Source organism: Pseudoxanthomonas sp. OG2 (assembly GCF_014192765.1).
Classification (GTDB): domain Bacteria; phylum Pseudomonadota; class Gammaproteobacteria; order Xanthomonadales; family Xanthomonadaceae; genus Pseudoxanthomonas_A; species Pseudoxanthomonas_A beigongshangi.
In genome coordinates, this window is sequence record NZ_JACHYM010000001.1 from 843,854 (window position 1) to 863,718 (window position 19,865).

21 protein-coding genes are annotated in these 19,865 nt (G+C 66.7%); 7 read left to right on the forward strand and 14 right to left on the reverse strand.

Features of this window, described 5'->3' with window-relative positions:
- Positions 1 to 145 precede the first annotated feature (145 nt).
- On the reverse strand, positions 146 to 781 hold the full coding sequence (locus FHW78_RS03875) for a DUF6348 family protein (RefSeq protein WP_183637917.1): 636 nt from the start codon (positions 779 to 781) through the stop codon (positions 146 to 148).
- A gap of 388 nt (positions 782 to 1,169) precedes the next feature.
- On the opposite strand from FHW78_RS03875, the gene FHW78_RS03880 reads away from it, so the two are divergent.
- Complete coding sequence (locus FHW78_RS03880; RefSeq protein WP_183637920.1) at positions 1,170 to 2,375, forward strand: acyltransferase; 1,206 nt, start codon at positions 1,170 to 1,172, stop codon at positions 2,373 to 2,375.
- A 73-nt stretch (positions 2,376 to 2,448) separates the two neighbouring features.
- Here the strand turns inward: FHW78_RS03880 and FHW78_RS03885 are convergent, their stop codons facing one another.
- Together FHW78_RS03885 and FHW78_RS03890 are read right to left on the reverse strand one after the other, a co-directional pair.
- The gene (locus FHW78_RS03885) at positions 2,449 to 3,069 is read right to left on the reverse strand and encodes a glutathione S-transferase (protein ID WP_183637923.1); all 621 of its coding nucleotides are present in this window, start codon (positions 3,067 to 3,069) and stop codon (positions 2,449 to 2,451) included.
- 101 nt (positions 3,070 to 3,170) lie between these two features.
- Positions 3,171 to 4,067: a LysR family transcriptional regulator ArgP gene (locus FHW78_RS03890; RefSeq protein ID WP_183637926.1), complete on the reverse strand. Its 897-nt coding sequence runs from the start codon at positions 4,065 to 4,067 to the stop codon at positions 3,171 to 3,173.
- A gap of 104 nt (positions 4,068 to 4,171) precedes the next feature.
- On the opposite strand from FHW78_RS03890, the gene FHW78_RS03895 reads away from it, so the two are divergent.
- Positions 4,172 to 4,789 carry a LysE/ArgO family amino acid transporter gene (locus FHW78_RS03895; protein ID WP_183637929.1) on the forward strand — a complete coding sequence of 206 codons (618 nt, stop codon included), beginning with the start codon at positions 4,172 to 4,174 and terminating at the stop codon, positions 4,787 to 4,789.
- A 19-nt stretch (positions 4,790 to 4,808) separates the two neighbouring features.
- Here the strand turns inward: FHW78_RS03895 and FHW78_RS03900 are convergent, their stop codons facing one another.
- The 3 genes from FHW78_RS03900 to FHW78_RS03910 form a co-directional block, all read right to left on the reverse strand.
- Entirely contained in the window at positions 4,809 to 6,224 is a 1,416-nt protein-coding gene (locus tag FHW78_RS03900; protein ID WP_183637932.1) for a GGDEF domain-containing protein, read from the reverse strand.
- A gap of 287 nt (positions 6,225 to 6,511) precedes the next feature.
- Complete coding sequence (locus tag FHW78_RS03905; protein WP_183637935.1) at positions 6,512 to 7,966, reverse strand: serine hydrolase domain-containing protein; 1,455 nt, start codon at positions 7,964 to 7,966, stop codon at positions 6,512 to 6,514.
- Positions 7,967 to 8,066: 100 nt separating this feature from the next.
- A complete protein-coding gene (locus FHW78_RS03910; RefSeq protein WP_183637938.1) occupies positions 8,067 to 8,837 on the reverse strand; it encodes a hypothetical protein in 771 nt (256 codons plus the stop codon).
- Between the two features lie 232 nt (positions 8,838 to 9,069).
- On the opposite strand from FHW78_RS03910, the gene FHW78_RS03915 reads away from it, so the two are divergent.
- Positions 9,070 to 9,864, forward strand: a complete 795-nt coding sequence (locus FHW78_RS03915; RefSeq protein WP_183637941.1) for a winged helix-turn-helix domain-containing protein — start codon at positions 9,070 to 9,072, stop codon at positions 9,862 to 9,864.
- Between the two features lie 101 nt (positions 9,865 to 9,965).
- Here the strand turns inward: FHW78_RS03915 and FHW78_RS03920 are convergent, their stop codons facing one another.
- Together FHW78_RS03920 and arr are read right to left on the reverse strand one after the other, a co-directional pair.
- Positions 9,966 to 10,415 carry a hypothetical protein gene (locus tag FHW78_RS03920; protein ID WP_183637945.1) on the reverse strand — a complete coding sequence of 150 codons (450 nt, stop codon included), beginning with the start codon at positions 10,413 to 10,415 and terminating at the stop codon, positions 9,966 to 9,968.
- 95 nt (positions 10,416 to 10,510) lie between these two features.
- Positions 10,511 to 10,912 carry an NAD(+)--rifampin ADP-ribosyltransferase gene (gene arr / locus FHW78_RS03925; RefSeq protein WP_218533516.1) on the reverse strand — a complete coding sequence of 134 codons (402 nt, stop codon included), beginning with the start codon at positions 10,910 to 10,912 and terminating at the stop codon, positions 10,511 to 10,513.
- Between the two features lie 322 nt (positions 10,913 to 11,234).
- Between arr and FHW78_RS03930 the strand changes: the two genes are divergently transcribed.
- Positions 11,235 to 11,717, forward strand: coding sequence for a LuxR family transcriptional regulator (locus tag FHW78_RS03930; RefSeq protein ID WP_255443136.1), 483 nt, complete (start codon positions 11,235 to 11,237; stop codon positions 11,715 to 11,717).
- A gap of 37 nt (positions 11,718 to 11,754) precedes the next feature.
- On the opposite strand, the gene FHW78_RS03935 is transcribed toward FHW78_RS03930, so the two are convergent.
- From FHW78_RS03935 to FHW78_RS03960, 6 genes are all read right to left on the reverse strand, one after another.
- Entirely contained in the window at positions 11,755 to 13,326 is a 1,572-nt protein-coding gene (locus FHW78_RS03935) for a serine hydrolase domain-containing protein (RefSeq protein ID WP_183637950.1), read from the reverse strand.
- A gap of 142 nt (positions 13,327 to 13,468) precedes the next feature.
- Positions 13,469 to 15,001 (reverse strand): M56 family metallopeptidase, encoded by a 1,533-nt coding sequence (locus FHW78_RS03940; protein WP_183637953.1) that lies wholly within the window; start codon positions 14,999 to 15,001, stop codon positions 13,469 to 13,471.
- Complete coding sequence (locus tag FHW78_RS03945; protein ID WP_183637956.1) at positions 14,998 to 15,390, reverse strand: BlaI/MecI/CopY family transcriptional regulator; 393 nt, start codon at positions 15,388 to 15,390, stop codon at positions 14,998 to 15,000. Before FHW78_RS03945 ends, FHW78_RS03940 begins: the two co-directional genes overlap by 4 nt.
- A 97-nt stretch (positions 15,391 to 15,487) precedes the next feature.
- A complete protein-coding gene (locus tag FHW78_RS03950) occupies positions 15,488 to 15,892 on the reverse strand; it encodes a VOC family protein (RefSeq protein WP_183637960.1) in 405 nt (134 codons plus the stop codon).
- 544 nt (positions 15,893 to 16,436) lie between these two features.
- A complete protein-coding gene (locus FHW78_RS03955) occupies positions 16,437 to 16,784 on the reverse strand; it encodes a GFA family protein (protein WP_343205530.1) in 348 nt (115 codons plus the stop codon).
- Positions 16,785 to 16,882: 98 nt separating this feature from the next.
- On the reverse strand, positions 16,883 to 17,338 hold the full coding sequence (locus FHW78_RS03960) for a hypothetical protein (protein WP_183637965.1): 456 nt from the start codon (positions 17,336 to 17,338) through the stop codon (positions 16,883 to 16,885).
- A gap of 296 nt (positions 17,339 to 17,634) precedes the next feature.
- On the opposite strand from FHW78_RS03960, the gene FHW78_RS03965 reads away from it, so the two are divergent.
- From FHW78_RS03965 to FHW78_RS03975, 3 genes are all read left to right on the forward strand, one after another.
- Positions 17,635 to 18,726, forward strand: coding sequence for an alpha/beta hydrolase (locus FHW78_RS03965; RefSeq protein ID WP_183637968.1), 1,092 nt, complete (start codon positions 17,635 to 17,637; stop codon positions 18,724 to 18,726).
- A gap of 42 nt (positions 18,727 to 18,768) precedes the next feature.
- Positions 18,769 to 19,179 (forward strand): Na+:solute symporter, encoded by a 411-nt coding sequence (locus tag FHW78_RS03970; protein ID WP_183637971.1) that lies wholly within the window; start codon positions 18,769 to 18,771, stop codon positions 19,177 to 19,179.
- A 130-nt stretch (positions 19,180 to 19,309) separates the two neighbouring features.
- On the forward strand, positions 19,310 to 19,792 hold the full coding sequence (locus FHW78_RS03975; RefSeq protein ID WP_183637974.1) for a hypothetical protein: 483 nt from the start codon (positions 19,310 to 19,312) through the stop codon (positions 19,790 to 19,792).
- Positions 19,793 to 19,865: the final 73 nt, after the last annotated feature.

Genomic DNA, 19,865 nt, shown 5'->3' on the forward strand with positions numbered 1-19,865 from the left:
TGTGGCGGGAAAGCCTGTCCCCCGTCATCCCGGCGAACGCCGGGCCCCATTTTTTCGCGCGAGTGGGAACCACTGGAATCCCGCGGCATCACGCAAAGAGCGATTCCAGCATTTGCTGGAGTGACGAGGACTGGGATTTGGCCCCTCAGACCGCCCGCAGCATCAGGAACAGGCGGACGCTGTAGTACCCGTCCTGCGCCGCCCAACCTGCTGACGCCAATGCCTGTTCGCCCACATCCCACGGCTCGCTGTCGCGCAAGGCCTCGACGGTGAACGCACCATTGAGATTGCAGAAGAAAAACCGGAACCAGTGCGTATGCCCCGCCAGCGGCTCGGCGCGGATGGCAGCTTCCAGCCGCGCGAACAGCCCGTCAGGTATCGGCGGCTGCATGCCCGCCGAACCACGCGTGCCGAAGTTGCCGATGTGCGCGGCGTAGTCCCTGTCGCCGATTGACCAGGTCTCCACCGTCACCTGCTCCTCATCCACCTGACCCCAGAGCGCCGACAGCAACACATGGAAGGAATTGCGGGTGAAATTGGCCAATCCGTCATTGAGTCCATCCTCGCCCTCGCCGATGCCGGCGAAGTTCTCCTCGACGATGGTCTTGTCCGGCAGCACCACGTGCACGTCCAGTCGTCCGGTCGTTTCGCCTGGATGCCAGACCGCGCGCATCGCCGGCAGCTCGCCGTTCGGCGCGATCCAGTCGCCCTCCACCACATGGGCGATGCCATGGCCGTCGAACAGTTGGGACAGCGCTTCGGTAACGGTGGAGGTAATCATCAAGGCTTCATTTCATTTCCAGCCGCCATCATCGCGGCTACCACCCGTTCCGCCAAGCACTCCCAGAACTCCCTTCCCCCGCTTGCGGGGGAAGGTGCCCGAAGGGCGGATGGGGGCACGCGATGCCGTGAAGCGGAGCTCCACCGATACCGGCACACCCTCCACGGACAGGCTCGGGCTGAACATCGGAGCGCCGTGATTTTTTCCGTCCCGGCGCGAATCACGGTCGTACCTTTGCCCGGAGTCTCCTCCATGCCATCCGTCGTCCACCCGCCGGACCGCTGATCCGCCCAGCGGCCGCGTGCCGCGTCATTCCCTGTTTCCACGCGTGCTCCTGCCGTCCCACGGCGGGCCGGGGACGCGCATGTCCCGAAAAAGGAATCCTGCCATGTCTTCCTCTTCACTTCCCGCTTCCCCCGCCGACGGCGAGCGCCTGCATGGCCTGGACGCACTGCGCGGACTCGCGCTGCTGCTGGGCCTGGTGGTCCACGCCAGCATGGCTTTCATGCCGGGCGCGAAGGCGTTCTGGATCGCCCACGATCCGGATCCTTCCGCCTGGATCGGCCTGGGCTTCTACATCCCGCACATGTTCCGGATGGTGCTGTTCTTCCTGCTGGCCGGCTTCTTCGGCCGGCTGGCTTGCGAACGATTGGGAACCGGCGGTTTCATCCGCGATCGCGGCAGGCGCGTCACCCTGGTCCTGCTGGCCGGCTGGCCGCTGGTGATGACCGGCATCGTCTCGGCGCTGGCGCTGGGTGCGATGCTGGACAACGGCGGCACCCTGCCGCCGTCGCCGCCTCCGCCACCGCTCACGCCGGAGACGTTTCCGCTGACCCACTTGTGGTTCCTGTATGTGCTGACGCTCTGCTACGCGGTGCTGCTGGCGCTGCGCGCCGTCATCGGCCGCCTGCCGTTCTCGCCGGTCCTGCTGCGATGGGGCGACGCGGTCACCCGCGTGCTGGCATCCCGCGCCGGACCGGCGTTGCTGGCCCTGCCGCTGGCGATCGCATTGGCGACCACGGCGAAGTGGTACGCGTTCTTCGGCATTCCCACTCCGGATCAATCGCTGTATCCCCCGCTGGCCGCGTGCGTCGCCTTCGGCAGCGCATTCCTGTTCGGCTGGTGGCTGCATCGCGGGCGCGATCTGCTGCCCGGATTGGCGCGACACTGGCGAGCACAGCTCGTCATCGCGGCGGCATGCACGCTGATCTGCCTGGCACTACTGGGAGGCCAGGTGGTGCTGGTCCCCGCCGCGCGGGAGCCGCGCACCTGGCTATACGCGGCGCTTTACGCGCTGGGCGCGTGGAGCTGGACCTTCGGCCTCACCGGCGCGGCGCTGCGGGCATTCGCGCAGGCACATCCCTTCCGTCGCTATCTGGCCGACGCGTCCTACTGGATCTACCTGGCACACATCCCGGTGGTGATGGCCCTGCAGGTGCTGATCGTGCGCGTGCCCGGCCCGGCCGGCTTGAAGTTCATCGCCGTCCTGCTGATCGCGCTGGCATTGCTGCTGGGCAGCTACGGGCTGTTCGTCCGCACCACCCGGCTGGGCGGCTGGATCAACGGGCGTCGGCATCCGCGCCGCTGGTCGTGACGGGTAATTCGTGGACGAATCCGCCCCACGCCGTCGCGGGGATGCCGGTTCCCTCACGCGCTTCGTTGGCGCGTCAGGTCAACGCGGTCATCACCGCGGCCCGATAGGCGGGCCGCGCCTTCAGACGCTCATACCAGGCGGACAGATGCGGCGTGGCCGCGCGCTCAATCGGCATCTCGAACCATGCATAGATGAAACTGCCCAGCGGGATGTCGCCCATGCCGAAACGCTCGCCGGAAAGGTAAGGCTGTCCGGCCAGCGCCTGCTCGGGAATCCGCAGCAGTTCGTCGATTTCGTGGATGGCGGCATGGATCGCATTCCAGTCCTGCTGCTCGGGCGGGGTGCGCAGGACACCCCAGAACACGGTGCGGAACGGTCCGGCGAAGGTGGAGGTGGTCCAGTCCATCCATTTGTCCGCGACCGCCCGCGCCATCGGATCCGTCGCATACAGATCCGCGGTGCCGTACCGCGCCATCAGGTAGCGGACGATGGCGTTGGATTCCCAAAGGACGAAATCGCCATCCTCGATCATCGGCACCCGGCCATTGGGATTTTTCCGCCGGTACTCCGGACCATCCACAACGCCGAACGCGCCGCCGGCATTGATGGATTCATGGGCCAGGCCCAGTTCCCGCGCCGCCCACAACACCTTGCGGACGTTGGAGGAATTGATGCGGCCCCAGATCTTCAGCATGTCGCGGGTTCCTTCGGCAGAGATGGGCGGCGGATGTCCGACGCCCGGTTTGTCGGGCACGCAGTATAGCGACGGCCTGATGATCTCTTCGTTCTGTTTCGTCAGCCGCGCAGTGTTTCCGCCGCCACTTCGCGCAGTGCATCGCTGATTTGCCTGAGCGTGGTGGACCGCACCGCCGCGTGCTGCCAGTACAGCGGCACGTCGATCCAGCGTGACGGGGCGATGTTGACGATCGCCTTCGCTTTCAACGCGGGCGCGGCCATGGAGGCCGGTGCCAGACACCAGCCCAGGCCGAGCGCGGCGGCGTCCACGAAACCTGTGGACGTGGGAAGGTAATGCGTGGGTGGGGCGATGCGCGCGCGGGTGATGCGGCGGACGAAGCGCGCCTGCAGCTCGTCCTTGCGGTTGTAGACCACCATCGGCGCCCGCGCGAGCGAGGCGGCGTCCACGCCCGACGGGAAATGCCGCGCGGCAAAGTCTGGCGAGGCGATCGCGCAGTAGCGCATGGTGCCCAGCGGATGCACATTGCAGCCCTGCAGCGCGCGTGCTTCGGCGGTGACGGCGCCCAGTACGGTGCCGTCGCGCAGCAGTTCCAGGGTGTGATCCTGATCGTCCACGCGCACATCGAACAGGTAGCCGTGGCGCTGGTGCAGGCGTGCCAGCGCGACGATGAACCAGGTTTCCAGCGAATCGTCGTTCACCGCGATGGCGATCGAGCGCGTGGCTGGCGCCGCGCTGGTCTCGGGCAGGAAGTCCGCCAGCGCCTCGGCTTCCAGCGCCTGCATCGGCCGGACGCGCCGCAGCAGTTTTTCCCCGGCGGGCGTGGGCCGGCATGGCGCCTGGCGCACGACGATGACCTGGCCGAGGCGGTCCTCCAGCGCCTTGATCCGTTGCGAGATGGCCGAAGGCGTGACCGAGAGGCGGCGTGCCGCGGCTTCGAAGCTGCCTTCTTCCAGTACGGCGGCGAAGGCGGCCAGTTGGGGATGGATGAGGTCCATGGGCGATGGCCTTGATTAGATTTGCTTCGTTACGTGAAGTAAAAACAGTTTGCCTTAATCCAGCGGGCGCGACAGGCTCCCTTCCCGCCCAATGGAACACCACCATGCTGTTTGCCCCCGCCTCCGCCGGATTCGTTGCCGGCGCCGGCCTGATCATCGCCATCGGCGCGCAGAACGCCTTCGTGCTGCGCCAGGGCCTGCAACGCCGGCATGTCGGCCTGGTCGTACTGACCTGCATGTTCGGCGACATCCTGCTGATCGCCTGCGGCGTGGCCGGCATCGGCGCGCTGGTGCGGCGGTGGCCGGCGTTGCTGGAAGCGCTTCGCTACGGCGGCGCCGCGTTCCTGGGCGTCTACGGATGGCTGGCGGCGCGGCGCGCCTGGCACGGCACGGGTTCACTCTCGCCTTCTACCGGCGCGGAAGCCGACTGGCGCCGGGTGTGGCTGGCCTGCCTGGCCTTCACCTTCCTCAATCCACACGTCTACCTGGACACGATGGTGCTGCTGGGCAGTCTGTCCACCCGCTACGCGGGAGCGGCACGGACCGCGTTCGCGGTGGGCGCCTGCCTCGCCAGTGTGGCGTGGTTCTCGACCCTCGGCTACGGCGCACGCCTGTTGCTGCCGGTGTTCCGCAATCCGGTGGCCTGGCGGGTGCTGGATGCGCTGATGGCGGTGTTCATGGGCGCGCTGTGCCTGCTGTTGTTGCTGCGGCCGCTGGACTGAGTTCCGGCTTGCGAGCCCGCTATCGCGCGCCCCGCTCCCGTACCCGGTTCCGTCCCTCGGCCTTGGCCTGGTAGAGCGCCTCGTCCGCCTCGGTCAGCACTTCATGCGCGCGTCCGCCCTGCACCGCCGCGATGAATCCCACGCCGATGCTCACGGTCACCCGCCCTTCGGGCGTGGGAGACGGCAGCGCAAGTTGTTCGATGGCCTCACGCATGGCCGTGGCAACGTTCAGCGCGCCCGCCCGGCTGATCGACGGCAGCAGCGCGGCGAACTCCTCGCCGCCATAGCGCGCCACCGTATCGGACGACCGCGAGGCGCAGCCCGCCAGCGCATGCGCGACCGCCTGGAGGATGCGATCCCCTTCCGGATGCCCGTAGGTGTCGTTGAGCTGCTTGAAATGGTCGATGTCGATCAGCAGCAGCGCCAGCGAATCGCCCGAGCGCATCGAGCGCCGCCACTCGCGCTCCATGGTTTCCTCGAAGTGGCGGCGATTGGGAATCCGGGTCAGTCCGTCGATGCGCGAGAGCGCGTCGAAGTAGTCGCGTTCCTCGTAGGTCTGGATTTGCAGGAGAACCCCGCGGATGCCTGCACCCAGCGTCGCCAGCACGAAGCCCACGGTGCCCAGCAGGGGCTGCGCCTGCACCACCAGCGCGGAAATCAGCATCAGTGTCAGCGGCAGGAACAGATGGCTGCCGGCCCGCGCCAGGTGGCTGCGGCGCGGCGGATAGACGCGGATGGGTTCCTCTTCCGGAACCTTCCACGCCAGCACCGCCAGCCACAGGAAGGGAAGCGGGATGATCAGATCGGCCCAGTGGCCGAAATCGACATCGGCGAAGAAGTGGTTGATCGCCACCGCGACCAGCAGGTAGGCGATCGCGAAACACGACAGCGCGCGGAAAAACGCGCGGGCGCGGGATGCGGTGGCAGTCACCAGCCGGGTCACCGCGAATACGGCGATGAACAGGTTCTCCAGGTCCAGCATCATCCGCAGATCCAGGAAACCGGCGCTGCCGACGTCCTGATCCGTCGCCAGCGCCGCGGTGCGCATTGCGTACAGCACGCCCAGCGCGAGCGCCAGCACCGCGTCGATCAGCCGCAGGTACCAGGCTTCCCTGCCAACGCTGGCAATCGCGAATGTCAGCGGCACTCCGTAAAGCACGTACAGCAGCAGGCTCGCGGTGCCGGCGGCCGGGCTGCCGGTGCGGACCTGCCACATCGCCATGAACATGCCTGACGCCCATAGCAGCATGGCGACCCCGACGGCCGGCCAGCTCTGGTCCCACCGGCGCGTTCGCCACATCCGCGCCACGCAACTCGCCGCCGCGATCGTCGGCGCGGCCACCAGGAATGGAAACGACGCCATCGGCGCCGCGGCCGACAGACCGATCGCGCACGCATGCGCCGCGACATACAGCATCATGATCAGGTAGGCCATGTCGGCGCCGGTATCCTTTCTCCCCCCGTCATCGCCACTAAAAATTGATCTTCGTGATGCCGGGGTCAAGAGGGGGCGCCGGCAAGCGGACCGGAGCGCCATGTCGTTCAGGTCCACGGGGAAATGACGCTATCCGGATTCCCCTTCGGGCGCCAAGCGTAATGCTGCCCGTCATCCCTCCCCTTGCTCCTGCTGCCGCCAGAGGTGCCTGCCTTGCGCGCATCGGGTTGTCCGGAGACATCAGAGATGTCCTCTAATCCCTGCGCGACGTGTATTCCCGAGTTCCACTATCGCGGCGGCGGCTCACCCGCTGGCACCGCAAGTCGCCGCGCCTTGTCGCGCAGTGCGTCCGCCTTGTCCATCTCGCCCTTGGCTGCGTGGGCTTCCGCCAGGCTGTCCCAGACATTGGCCGACCCGGGAAACAGGACGGTATTCAGTTCGAACACGCGCAATGCCGCGTCCACGCCCAGGTTCTCGCGCACGGCGTAGCCGGTGGTGTTGACGAGTCGTTCCAGTTCAGCGGCGTCGAGGACGCCGCCTGCGCGAATCGTTCGGGCCTGCGCCTGCACATCTCCCTCGACGGGGGCCTGCAACGCGTACGTCACCAGCCTTTCCGACAACGCCTCCGCCGTGAACCGTTCCGGCGCCGTCGCCGCCATCGCGCTGTCCACCAGCACGCGCGACCAGACATTCCGGGTACTGCCATTGGTCAGATAGGCGAAGACATGGACGTCTTCGTCCAGCGAATCCTTGAACACGATGCGGACCCGCACGCGGGCGCCACCGTCATGGCCGACCTGCCGGTAGCCGTCGCTCTCGCCGTACTCCCAGCCGGCGGCGAACCAGCCGCGCTTTCCGCCGGACAGCGTGCGCGGCTGCCAAAGGCGGCGCAGTGTCGCCTTGCCCACCAATTCACCCGAGGTCATCGCCCGCAGGAAACGGCCCAGGTCGTCCAGCGTCAGATACAGGCCGGCATGGCCGTAGGCATAGGCGGGCCAGGCCAGATCCTGTTCCTGTTGCAGGCGACCTTCCTTGCCGATGTAGCTCGTCACCACGCCTCGAGGGGGCAATCCGGCCGGACCCAGCCAGGTGTGGCGCATGCCGAGTCTGCCGAGGATGCGCGTCTCCACGATCCGCGGATACGGCTTCCGGTAGCGGGCTTCCAGCAGCGCGGCCAGCACCAGATAGTTGGTCTGCGTGTAGCGCGTGTCGGTGCCGGGGGCGAACTGCATCGGCCTGTCCGCCAGCGACGTGAACACACCCGCCAGATCCGGGGCGAACACCGTGTCCGCCGCCGCGCCGGCACCGTTCCGGTTGTCGAAGTATTCCGGCACGCCGGAGGTGTGATCGAGGAAATCCCGCACGGCAATGGTCCGCCAGGCCGCCGGCAGTCCGGGCAGGTAGGTGCTTGCCGGCGTATCCGGATCCACCTGCCCCTTCTCGACCAGTTGCATGATCAGCGTGCTGGTGAACAGCTTGGCCAGTGAATAGGCGGGAAAGACATCGCCGCTCGCGACCCGTCGGCGCGTTTCCACGTCGGCCTCGCCGTCCACGCCCCGGAACACCACCTTGCCATCATGCGCAACCAGCAATGCCTGGCCGGCGATGCCGTAGCGCTCGCGGTTGAGCGTCATTTGCCGTTCCAGTGAACGGGACAGCGTGTCGTCGTCGCGCGCGAAGGCGGCACCCGGCAACACGGCAACCAGCACGATCAGCATCGCCATCAACCTTTTGCACTTCATTCCGTCGCTCCTGTTGCCGGGCCCCCACCCAACCTCCCCCGCAGGCGGGGGAGGGGCAGTTTTTTGCTTGCCTTGTGATGCATGCGATCTGGCCAGGCGCTCACTGGACGAAGAAGGCGGTGCGCGCCACGCCCGCATTGTTGCTCGGCCCCATCCAGGCGCGCACTTCCAGCTCATGCAGCCCGGGCTGGTCGGCGGGAATGTCCGCGCCGAACAAGCCGCTGTCCGGATCGAACCGGAGCGGGTAGCGGCGCGGCGCGCCGCCGTCGACCGTCACATGCAATTCGACCTCGGTGTCGGCCACGCGCCACGGCCCCTGCGCGGAAATCGTGCAGCCGCACAGCATCGTGACCCCCGCCCGCACCGGCACGTTCGTACCGGTCTTGATCCACTGATAGGCGACCGGGCTGGCCAGATCGACAATCAGGCCCGGCAATTCCAGCAGCCAGCCATCGCCCGCGGTCAGGTGGCGGCCCGGCAGGATCCACTGCGTGCTGGTGGCGGTCGTGATGGCCTGCGGTTGGCCGAGCGGCCCGGTCACGCTCGCGGTGACCCGGCGCGGACCATCCAGATCGAGGGTCGTCCGGAACAGCGCCGAATCGGCGGTGGAAACTTTCCCGCCCGGTTTTCTTCCGGCGTCCATGATGAGCCGGGTGTCGCCGGTGCTGCCCGATGTCTGGCCCCGGACCAGGATCTCGCCGGTGTCCGCATCGCTCAGGACCACCCGCACCGGCGCGGTGTAGCCGCCGAGGAACTTGGCGCCCCGTGCCAGTACCCGGACTTCCACGTCCGTCCGTTCCGCATGGGCCGGACCGGCCACGCCGGCGCAGACGAGAAGAAGGCACCACGCAACACGGATGGGAAAATGCATGAACAGGCTCCAGGGGAATGTGGAAAGACGACAGCGACGACCGACCGATATCACCGGCAGGCCGGCCGTCAGGGCGGACTCGTGGGAGGGGGAACCCTTCCCGACCGGACACCGGCGGCGCGGTCCGGAAAAGCCTGGAGCCATCTGGCAGAATCGGCCACTGACATGTCGTGACATCGGCTGACATGTCGTCACCGCAAGGCTTTCGGGCCACGGGAATCAGGAGAAAGCGATGCTGTGCTTCGATGACGTCCGGCTGGACACCACCACCTTGCAGGCGTTCCGGAACGACGTTCCGCTGGATGCGTCGCCGCAGGTGGTGGAAGTCCTGGCCTACCTGATCGAGCACCGGGATCGGATCGTTCCCCGCCAGGAACTGCTCGAACGGTTCTGGCCACGCGCCGGCACCGGCGGCGACGCCGCCCTCAACACCTGTATCCGCCGCATCCGCACCCTGTTGGAAGACGATGCCGAAGCCCCGCGTTACATCCAGACCCGACCTCGCGCGGGCTATCGCTTCATCGCCACGCTGGCCGGCGAAGTCGATGCGCCGGGACCGCCGCCGCCGACCGCGCGCGCCCCGAACCGGTGGCCGCTGGCCGGCGGCCTGCTCGCCGTGGCGCTGGGCGTCGGCGGCGCGCTGTGGGCGCATGCGGCGCTGTCTCCTCCCCAACATCGCATCGCCATCGAACCGGTGCAGGGTCTGTGCGAATACGTGCTGTTCCCGAAATTCAATGCCGGCCTGCGCGAAAGCCTGACCGCGCGGCTCAGCCACCACCTGCCCACGGGCTACAGCGTGGCCGCCGACAGCCGGGAAGCGGATCTGCATGCGCGCGTCAGCGTCCGGCAGACGCCCCGGCGGACCGTCGTGGTGCTGACCCTGGTCGACAAGCGGGACGGGCGCCTGCTGTGGTCGGACGAATTCACCGGCGACACGGACATGGACGACTATGTGCCCTTGCAGCGCTCGCTGGCCGAGCGCATGGCGGCGGGACTGACCGGCGCGCTGGAAAACAAGCGCTCGTGACCGCAACGATGCGGCCGTGATGGCGCATCGCGACACCGGCGGCGGACGGGCGGCCCGCTGACGTCACCGGGAGCGACGACTCCACACCCGCTTCGCCCGCATCATTGCCCGACCATTCGATACTCCCCGGGCGCGCCGAGGACGGCCTCGAACGTCCGCGCCTCCCGCGAGTACGTATGCGTGGTGTCGATGGTCAGCGTGCTGTTGATCAGCATGCTGTGGGTAGGCGCGTTGTTGGTCAGCGCGATCGCCTTGCCCCCGGGGTCGCACGACCAGAATCCGGTCGAGACCTCGGCGAACGGCACGCGCGCCGCCACCCGGGCAGGTTGTCCGGGTTCGGGCAAGCTCATCCATTCGATCCACACCCGGCAACTGACATGTTCGAAACCGACGCTTTCGACCACGACGCGGTAGGTTCCCTCCTGGGCGTCGGCTTTCCAATGTCCGCCGCTGATGGTCGTCGCGGGCGTGGTTGCTTCATCGGGCCAGGCCACGGCCGTGGGCGCGGCGAGCAGAAGGATTGCATACAGCATCGTGGTGGACGTCTTCATGATTGACCCGTGCGATCCCGGGATGCGGCCGATGGAACGTCATTACAGCGCCCGGCGCGCCTCGGCACAACGACGGCACCGAAGCGGCACGCGGTTCACTCCTCGATCGCCTCGATGCCCTGCTGGCGCAGGCTCTCCAGATGCGCACGCATCTCCGCTAGCCGCTCGGGGGCATGCCCCTCCCACGCCGCGACCTCGCCGATGACGCGGAAGGGATGCGAAGAACGGTATGAGCGGGTGGGATTGCCGGGAAACCGCTTGTCGGTGAGGTTGGGGTCGTCTTCGATCGGCCCGGTCGGCGCCACGAGGTAGATCCTGCCCGGTCCGTCCCCCACCGCCAGTTCCGCGCCCCAGATCGCCGCGTCCAGGGTGGCGGACAGGTAGACGAACCGGGACGGTCGGCGACTGCCGTAGTTGGAGGTGCGCCCCGGCGCGATCAAATCACCCGCCTTCAGGTCGGCCTTGGTGCCGTGGTAATAGGTTTGCGAATCCGCCATCGCCTTGTTCCGGTGTCCTGCCGTTTCGACAGGGGGGCGATGCTGACGCATGGGCGGGGCCTTGCCGCAAGCCCCCCGCCGTTATATAAATTTGTGGCGGCAGGCGCGTGGCGTCTCCCGTTTTCGTTTTCACCGCCTTGGTTTGGCCCGGTTCTCACCGGGCGACCGGAAAAACCGTCCGGAGGCCGTTCCCGGCCATCCCGAAGCAGACTCGACCGTGGTCTCGGGCAGAATGTCGCAATCTGCCAATTACATTCAGCCGGGCCGGCGGTACGCTTGCTTCCTTGCGCCCGTACCTCATCCCTCGCCGTCGGAGATTCCCATGAAGTCGATGTTCGCCATCCTGCTGACCGCGGTCGCACTGCACGCCGCGCCAGTCCTCGCCGACTCGCCGGTATCGTCTCCCTTGACCGGAAAGTGGGCGATCGACGTTGCCAAGTTGCCGATGCCTCCGGAAGCGCGGCCGAAGAGCGTGACCCTGGAGTTCAGCACCCAGGCCGACGGCAAGTGGAACACACAGGTCAAGATCGTCAATCCGGATGGCAGCACGATGCACTCCGATGCCACGCTGCCCCTGGACGGTACGCCGGGTCCGGTCACCGGCGACTACTGGGCCGACGTGTCGGCGATGAAGATGCCCGCTCCCAACGTGCTGGTGCTGCAACTGGCGTACAAGGGCACGCCCTCCTCCACCCGCATCTACACCGTCACCGGGGACGGCAAGACGCTGACCGAAACCAAGGCCTTCTTCAGCAAGGAAGGCAGCCCGATGCTGCAGACCACGACGTTCAGTCGCGTTCCCTGACAGCCTGGCCGGCGGTGGAGAATCAATATCCGCCGCCCTACCGGGCCGGACTTGCACCCGCGTCCGGCGACATCGGCGGTGTTGCCTGCCGCCGGTAGTAGGCGCGAGCGGTGGGGGTTTCCACGCTCAGCGCCCGCACGATGCCATGAGCGTCGCGATGGAAGCGCAGTTCCGCGTCGTAGCGCGCGGCCAGGAAGCGCACCGGCGTCAGCGGCAGCAGCGTCGATGATTCCTCCGGCTCGTCGGCCGGGCCGACCGTGAAGGCGCCATCGGCCCGCTTGACTTCCAGCGCGTCGAATTCGAACCGGTCGGCCAATTCACCACGCAGGTCCATCGGAACAGCCGCATCCAGCCGATAGGTGCCGGCGTAATCGGCGTAGGCCGGCGCGCTGGTATCCAGCGCGATCGTGCGGACCAGCGGCTTCACGCCGTGTCCCAGCGCATCCGACAGCGCATTGCGGATTTCACCGCGCAGTCCCTTGCTGTTCTTGCCATTGGTCAGGATGACGAAGCCATCGCCGGAGTCGAGATAGCCCTCGAACCCGGCGTGGTAGCTGTCGTTGTCGCCATTGTGGAAGAACCGGCGCGTCGCGCCGGTACCGGACAGTTCCGGGCCCAGCCCGCGCGTGCCCGGTGAAACCTCGCTCATCATCTGTATCGCCGTGTCACGCGGCAGGAAGTCGCTCCGGCCCTGATAACTCTTGATCAGCGCGCCGACGAATGCGCCCAGCTCGTTGGCGCTGGTCCACAGGCCCGAGGCGGCCTGCTCCGGAAACGCTTCCCAGCCACGCGGCAATGCGGTTGGCCGGCCCTGTTCGTCGTGTGCCTTGGCGATGTTGCCGCGCCGCGCCGGCAGCGGATTCTCGAAGGTGCTGCGGCGCATGCCGATGCGTTCGAAGACCTGCGCCCGCGCCGCTTCGACGAACGACGTGCCGGTCACGTCCTCGATGACCTGCTGCTCGACCATGACACCGCCGCCGGAATAATCGCTCTCCGTACCCGGTTCGCGCTTCAGGCGGACCGGATCGTTCTTGGCGGGCGGGGCGCCGTCGAGGGTCTGCACCAGCGTGGGCAGCTTCTCGCCGGGCAGATAGTCCTGGAATCCGTGCACGGTCAGCCCGGAGGTATGCGACAGCAGCATGCGCATCGTCACCGTGGGATTGCGGATGCCTGGGGCTTCCGGGATCCGCCACGACGTCATGTAGCGATTGACGTCGCGATCCAGATCGATCCTGTCCTGCGCGACCAGTTGCAGCGACGTCGCCGCCGCGACCACCTTGCTGACCGAACCCACCGAGAACAGCGTGTCCGCATCCACCGCATCCGGGGTGCCGGCTTCGCGCACGCCGAAGCCGGCGGCGTAAACCACCTCGCCATTCCTCAGCACCGCCACGGCCACGCCGGGCACCTTGTAGTGCGCCATGCGCTCCTGCAATGACCAACGCGGTACGGGTTCGCCCGCCTTGAGTAGACTGGGGCGCAGGCCCTGCGCCAGAGCGGTTTTCAGCGGCGCGGTATCGCCACCGGCCGGCGCCTGCGCGCCCGCCATGCCCATCACGCCCGCCAGCATCAGCGCCGACAGCATGCGGACCGATCTCCTGTTCTTCATCTGCAATCCTCCGTTGATGCGTTGATGAGTGTTGTCGCGCGGGGCTTCGAGCACGGCGCCGCCCGCGTTGCCGCGCGTTTCGCGGCGACGGCGGTTTTTTCTGCATCCATCGGGTGCCCTCCCGCCCGATGTCGCGCGTTCTTCAACCTCCGGCTTTCGCGCCCTGCTCCAGCAGATAGGCACGCACCGCCGGATCGCGGGTCTGGTTCAGCGGTGTGCGCCAGCGTCCCAGCCAGCCGTCGGCTTCCACGCCCAGATTGACGTCGGCACCACGTTCGACCAGATAGCGGACGGTTGGAAGATGGCCGGCGCGGGCGGCATTGATCAGCGGCGTTTCGTCATAGGTCACCACGCGGTTGACGTCGGCACCGGCGGCGACCAGGCGCTCCACGATTGGCTGCGCGCCCAGGCCCGAAGCCACGATCAACGGATTGCCTTCGCCGAGCGAGGCCCGGTTCGGATCCGCACCGAGTTCCAGCAGCGCATCAACGGTCCCCACATCCCGCGAGCGGACCGCCTGGATCAGCGCCGTGCCTTCGTCGAGCACGCGCGCATCCACGTCGGCGCCCGCCCGGACGAGTTCGCGCGCCATCTCCCGATCCCCGTCGCGGGCGGCGGCGAGCAAGGCAGTGACCTGCGCATCGGGTTTGGCGGCACATCCCCCGGGCACGTCCAGGCGCGGCGTAGCCGCTACCGCCAGGCCGGTGCACGCCGTCAGCAGGGCGACACTGAGCGCCATCGCGCCACGGCGCCGGGCGAAGCCGGCTCCCGCACCGTCCTGGATCAACCCATCGATGCGCTGCGCGAGATGGCCGCGATGCTCGACCATGCCCACTGCAAGCCACTCGCGCTGTTCGCCCAGATCCAGCATGGCCTCGGCGCTGGCCAGCAACGAGTCGGCGTAGTCGGTCGGCGCATCGCAATCCTGCGCGGCGCGCGCATCGCAGGCCATTTCCCGCGCCAGTTCCAGGCGTGCATTGATGGCGCGCAGGAACGGATTCCACCAGAACAAGGCCAGCAGGCCGCGCAAAGCGGCGGCGAGCCAGAGATCGCCACGCCGGATATGCGCGATCTCGTGCCGCAACACGTCGCGCAGCGCGTCCACCGGCAGGCTCTCCACCAGGCCGCACGGAACCAGAATGCGTGGACGAAGCAGCCCGACGACCATCGGCCCGTCGGCGGCGGTGCTGGCGATGCGCGCGTTCCGGGGCAGGGCCACGCCCAGCGTCGCTTCCAGCGCGGGCGCGGGCTGTGCCACGCGGCGCAGGCGGCGCGTTTCCCGCCATCCCTCGAACAATCGCATCCACTGCCATAACAGGCCGAGCCCCCACGCCAACACCAGCACCGTCGAGAAGGAGCGCGGAACTTCCAGATACATCGTGTCAGGATGTTGTCCCGCCTCGTACACCGCCTCATCCGCGCGCGCGCCTTCTCCCGGCAGCACGACGACGTGCTCGGGTTCGGTGACCCGCGCCGGCAGCGTGGTCGTCCAGTCCGGCAGGAACGATGCGAACGGCAACGCCACCGCCAGCGCGAACACCCCCAGCAGCAGCCATGAGCGACGTTCGGCACCCAGCGCGCGCAGGCGCATCAGCCACACCGCGACGCCGAACAGCACGATGCTCAACAGCAGGTGCCGGACCGCGAAAGCCAGCACCATCTCGATGATGTTCATTTGCGTCCCTTGGCCCTGGCCTGGTCGACCTTGTCTTGGAGTGCCTTGATTTCCTTGCGGCCGATGCCTTGGTCCTGCAGCAGATGCTGGGCCAACAGGTTCGGCGACCCTTCGAAGAACTGCGACAGCAGATGGTCCAATGCCTGCTGGCGGGCTTCTTCCCGGGTGATCACGGCCCGGTAGATGAAGGCTCGTCCTTCCTGGCGATAGCTGACGAAGCCCTTCTTGCCAAGAATGTTGAACATCGTCAGCACCGTCGTATAGGCCGCTGGCTTCTGCTTGGACAACTCGTCGGCAACTTCACGGACGGAAGCCTCGCCGCGGTCCCACAACACCTCGAGGATCGCCTGTTCGGATTTCGTCAGCGTGGGCGAAGCGGGTCTGGCCATGCCAAATCTACTTGTTAATTAGTTGGCGGATGGAATCACGGGCCGGGACGGCTGTCAACTAGTTAATTCGTAGATTCCATTGCCCGGCACCGGGCGGTCAGGCGCCCTTGTTCTTCTCATCCCAGGGCATGGGTTCCCACAGTTCGACCTTGTTGCCGTCCGGATCCATGATCCAGGCGAACTTGCCGTTCTCGTGCGACTCCGGGCCGCCCACGATCTGCACATCCGCCGCGCGCAGCTGGGCGAGCAACTCATCGAGATTGTCGACGCGGTAGTTAATCATGAAGGACGATTCGCTGGGACTGAACCACTGGCTGTCCCGCTGGGCGAGATGCCACACCGTCAGTCCACCGTCCTCGGCCTTGTCGTCCGGCCAGCGCAGGACGGCGCCGCCCCAGGACTCCAACGGCATGCCCAGATGTTTCTCGTACCAGGCGGCCAACGCGGCGGCGTCGCCCCTGCATTTCAGGAAGACGCCACCGATACCGGTAATCCTTGCCATCTTCGCCCCCAGCCCGTTGAGTTGCCGATGCCGAAAACCGGCCCGCGCGGGCGAATGCTCGAGGGGACGCTGCCGGGAGTCAATGGGCGGCCGGCCACCACACTCGCGGGTTCACCGGGAATTCGTCAACGCCTGCCTTCGTTGGCACAGGCGGTGGCGCCCGGAGGGACGAAAGATCCGCCATTTTCGGCGACGTCCTTATCGGTGTATACGCCAGGGGAACACAGATGTTGGCATCCCCCGCCGATGTGTTTGGCACCTCCGCCAAGTTCGCACTGGACCAGGCATTTGTCCGATTTCGTGCTGCATCGCAGCGCTGCATGTTTGACCGTGCACCAGGTGCCCCGGAGGTAGTCGCTCGCGTTCAGGGACGAAATGTCGCACTCACTGGAATAGGGCGACCCTGGACGGGAAGCGCACCCCATCGTCACCAGTGCGACGACACATGTGCCTATCCTGAAACACCAGACGGCCAATCCTTTGCTACGCATCAAAGTACCCCTGGCACCGCATGAACGATGTCGCGACCCTACACCATGGCGGGCTATTCCTCGAACCTTCCCCCTTCCTCGCGATCCCGCTCGTATCGCTTCCCCAACGGGAACGCCGGCAACCATGCCTCCCGGCGGACGGTCCAGCACTCGTAGGTCGGCACCAGCTGACCGGGGACGTCCAGCGCGCCCAGATGCAGTTCGATTTCATCACCACTGCGGGCGAACACCGAAGAGCCGCAACGCGGACAGAAATGTCGTCCGGCGTAGTCGCGGGTTTCGCCCTCGATGGTCACCGCCTCCTGCGGGAACATCGCCGCCGCAAAGAACAGCGCGCCATGATGCTTGCGGCAATCCAGGCAATGGCAGATGCCGACGCGGTACGGCGTTCCGGTTGCCACCAACCTCACTTCACCACACAGGCAACCTCCCGTAAATCGTTCCATGGCGTCATTCCTGCTGCGTGTCTTCTTTGCTTCAATGCGGCTCCGGCCGGCAATCAACCCTTGGGCGCCGCAGCGAAGATACCTGGCTCAATCTGTACGGCGATGGGTTCAAACAACGTGACCGTACGGGACGGGGCAACGACGTCCTTCGTCCCGATGGCATAGGGAATGTAGATGAATCTCGAGAATTCCGCGCTTTCAAGATGAACACGAATCCCGTCAGGCACCGGCGGGGCGTATTCGGCGGGAATGTCCACGTTGGCGGCCAGTGCTGCTGCGGTGACGGTTCCATCCGCCGCGCCTGAGGCGAACGCCTCCCATAGCAGGCGATAGATCTCCTGTGGAGCCGGCTTCTCTTCGCCATTGCTGCCCCCGACGGAGACGATCCGACCGTCAGCGTCAAGCATTGCGCCGAACGGATAGAAGTCGGCCGAATCATCGAGCATCCGCCTGCCAAAATCGATGCAGTAGGTCAGCAGTTCGTGCAACTGTTCCGGGGATACGGTCATGTTTATCCTGAATCTGCGAGCTCCGATGGGTGAATCCGGCCAACACTACGTAGCCAACGCATCCCGCCAGCTCGCATGCGTCCGAGGTCCGATGTAAGCGGCCGGAAGGTTGGGCGCGCGCCCAATCGGCAATGTACACGCATACAGTCGCCGGCATCCGTCCCCCCCTGATGTCCCATCCGCCAATGACGGACGATGAACGAGGCCGGCTCGTCGCGTTTTTCCATCGTTTTCGTATAGGGAAACACGCCAGGCGAATGCTATGTTCCGCCCATTGCCCATCCAGGACGGACGCCATGCCCGTAGTTGCAAGACTCGCTCTCCTTCTCGGCATCTCCCTGTTCGCACCGCACGCGCTCGCCGGGGCGCCGGTTTCGGAAACCGGCGAACTCCAGGGCGCCCCGTGGCGCATCGATGTTCCGGACAACTGGAACGGCGAACTCATCATGCTGGCGCATGGATTCGAACCCGTCGGAACGCCACGCCCATCCGCCTGGCCCGCGAACGAGGCCACGCCCGCGCTGCTCGGCGCCGGCTACGCCGTGGCGCAAAGCGGTTACCGCACCCAGGGCTGGGCGGTCGCCGACGCGATCGCGGATACCGAACGCCTGCGCCAGCATTTCATCGCCGGGCACCCGGACACCCGGCGCACCTGGATTCTCGGCTACTCGATGGGCGGCGCGATCGCGGTCGCCAGCCTGGAGCGGCAGTCCCGCCATTACGACGGCGGGGTCGCGCTGTGCGGCGCCACCCTCCCCGGCGACACGCTGGCCGGCGACTTGCTGACCACGCTCGTGGCCTTCGACTACTTCTTCCCGAAGGCGGAAGGATTGCCCATGGATGGCCTGGCCTCGCCGGCGGCGGCCGCGCTTCCCCAGATGCAGCTCCACCAGGGCATCGCGGCGGCGCTGCAAACGCAGCCGGAAACGGCGCAACGACTGGCCACCCGCATGGAAGTGACACCCGAGGAACTCGCGGGCGTGATCAGCCTGCATGCGCTGGTGTTCCATGACATGGCCAGGCGATACGGCGGCATGCCGGTCGGAAACCAGGACACGGTCTATGCCGGATTCGGCGATGACGCGGCCTTCAACGCCGGCGTGAAGCGCTACCCGGCGGATCCGGCGGTCAGCGCCAGGTTCACCGACGAACTGGCGCTGACCGGCGCGCTGAAGCGACCGCTGGTGATCCAGTTCAATCACCGCGATCCCACCATCGTGCCGCGCATGCAAGGCGTCTATCCGCAGCTGGCGGCCAAGGCAGGGGCAGCGCCACTCCCCACGGTGCTGCCGGCGGCGGGCGAAGGACACTGCGGCTTCTCCGACGAGCAGACCGTCGCCGCATTGAAAGTGCTCGCCGGAAAGGCCGATGCGATACCCGCGCGCTGACCTCCCACGGACGGCCCGCGCCGTTCCCGGCGCCGGTGGCTGATGATCGTTTCCCGCAACGCAGCCCGACTGCTCGGCGTCAGCGCGGTAGCCGCCGTGCTCGCGCAACAGGCGTTCAACAGTTTTTCCTGCTACGACCACTCATTGCTCGACTACCTGCGTGCGGTGGGCGTCTTCCTGCTCCTCCCGCTGCTTCCCGCGCTGGTGTCCCTGTTGACCGCCAATCCGTTGCGCGCGGTGGGCGCATGCCTGCTGCTTTCGCCCTGGTTGTGGTTCGCCTACTACACCGACTGCGTCGCCCCCTACGCCGGCGGCGGGGCATCCCTGATCTACGTGGCCGTGCTGTTGTGGGGGACGCCATGCGCGCTGTTGGGCGCATTGATGACCGGCCCGATACTGCGGCTCGCGGGCGTGAAGGTCGCCGCGACCGGCCGCCGCGACGACGAACGGTGACCTGGGGCGTCGCACCCGCGCGTTTTCCCCAGCGACGGCAGCGATAGCGGCCGTTCCCGCGCGCATCGGCCCGTTCCATCCCGCCGCGAGCGCACGCGGTCCGCGTACGTCCCGCCACATGGAGCGTGTCATGCCACAGATCACCCGCATCGAACTGCACCTGGAAACCGGCGAGCAAAGCGACGCCGGCACCGACGGAGATGTCTATCTCGGCCTGTGCGGTCGCGAGTTCTACATCGATTCGACGAAAGACGATTTCGAAAGAGATTCGTCGCGAACCTACATCTTCGGTGACAAGAACAGCGATCGGAACGTCCAGCACCCGGATCTCAACGATCCCAACTCGCACTATCTAAGGACCGAGAATATGGAGAAATTCCCGGTCTACATCCGCTTCCAGCCTCATGCGGGAAATCCGCGCGCTGATCGTTGGCAACTGGAACGCGCGGACGTCTATCTGAATGGCTCTGAGGTATACGACTGGACCACGTTCGGCATCGTCCGGGGGGTTGGCATCTGGCTGGGCATACATGCGGGTCTGGTGGTACACATGGCCAGGCACATCGATCCGGTGCCGCCCAAGCCGCCGCTCAAGGGCGAACTGGCCTCCTGACTTTTTCGCGTTTCAGCTGGGGAGGCGACGGGCTTAGCCCTCCCTTTCATGCCAACGACGCTGACACCGCGAT

What these genes read in the sequence shown, in the direction of transcription:
- FHW78_RS03960 (WP_183637965.1), bottom strand. Translation starts at nt 17,338, where the DNA reads ATGACCGTATCCCCGGAACAGTTGCACGAACTGCTGACCTACTGCATC.
- FHW78_RS03885 (WP_183637923.1), bottom strand. Translation starts at nt 3,069, where the DNA reads ATGCTGAAGATCTGGGGCCGCATCAATTCCTCCAACGTCCGCAAGGTG.
- FHW78_RS03935 (WP_183637950.1), bottom strand. Translation starts at nt 13,326, where the DNA reads ATGAAGAACAGGAGATCGGTCCGCATGCTGTCGGCGCTGATGCTGGCG.
- FHW78_RS03945 (WP_183637956.1), bottom strand. Translation starts at nt 15,390, where the DNA reads ATGGCCAGACCCGCTTCGCCCACGCTGACGAAATCCGAACAGGCGATC.
- FHW78_RS03970 (WP_183637971.1), top strand. Translation starts at nt 18,769, where the DNA reads ATGATCGTTTCCCGCAACGCAGCCCGACTGCTCGGCGTCAGCGCGGTA.
- FHW78_RS03940 (WP_183637953.1), bottom strand. Translation starts at nt 15,001, where the DNA reads ATGAACATCATCGAGATGGTGCTGGCTTTCGCGGTCCGGCACCTGCTG.
- FHW78_RS03890 (WP_183637926.1), bottom strand. Translation starts at nt 4,067, where the DNA reads ATGGACCTCATCCATCCCCAACTGGCCGCCTTCGCCGCCGTACTGGAA.
- FHW78_RS03905 (WP_183637935.1), bottom strand. Translation starts at nt 7,966, where the DNA reads ATGAAGTGCAAAAGGTTGATGGCGATGCTGATCGTGCTGGTTGCCGTG.
- FHW78_RS03950 (WP_183637960.1), bottom strand. Translation starts at nt 15,892, where the DNA reads ATGGCAAGGATTACCGGTATCGGTGGCGTCTTCCTGAAATGCAGGGGC.
- FHW78_RS03965 (WP_183637968.1), top strand. Translation starts at nt 17,635, where the DNA reads ATGCCCGTAGTTGCAAGACTCGCTCTCCTTCTCGGCATCTCCCTGTTC.
- FHW78_RS03910 (WP_183637938.1), bottom strand. Translation starts at nt 8,837, where the DNA reads ATGCATTTTCCCATCCGTGTTGCGTGGTGCCTTCTTCTCGTCTGCGCC.
- FHW78_RS03915 (WP_183637941.1), top strand. Translation starts at nt 9,070, where the DNA reads ATGCTGTGCTTCGATGACGTCCGGCTGGACACCACCACCTTGCAGGCG.
- FHW78_RS03900 (WP_183637932.1), bottom strand. Translation starts at nt 6,224, where the DNA reads ATGGCCTACCTGATCATGATGCTGTATGTCGCGGCGCATGCGTGCGCG.
- FHW78_RS03930 (WP_255443136.1), top strand. Translation starts at nt 11,235, where the DNA reads ATGAAGTCGATGTTCGCCATCCTGCTGACCGCGGTCGCACTGCACGCC.
- FHW78_RS03880 (WP_183637920.1), top strand. Translation starts at nt 1,170, where the DNA reads ATGTCTTCCTCTTCACTTCCCGCTTCCCCCGCCGACGGCGAGCGCCTG.
- FHW78_RS03920 (WP_183637945.1), bottom strand. Translation starts at nt 10,415, where the DNA reads ATGAAGACGTCCACCACGATGCTGTATGCAATCCTTCTGCTCGCCGCG.
- FHW78_RS03895 (WP_183637929.1), top strand. Translation starts at nt 4,172, where the DNA reads ATGCTGTTTGCCCCCGCCTCCGCCGGATTCGTTGCCGGCGCCGGCCTG.
- FHW78_RS03975 (WP_183637974.1), top strand. Translation starts at nt 19,310, where the DNA reads ATGCCACAGATCACCCGCATCGAACTGCACCTGGAAACCGGCGAGCAA.
- arr (WP_218533516.1), bottom strand. Translation starts at nt 10,912, where the DNA reads ATGGCGGATTCGCAAACCTATTACCACGGCACCAAGGCCGACCTGAAG.
- FHW78_RS03875 (WP_183637917.1), bottom strand. Translation starts at nt 781, where the DNA reads ATGATTACCTCCACCGTTACCGAAGCGCTGTCCCAACTGTTCGACGGC.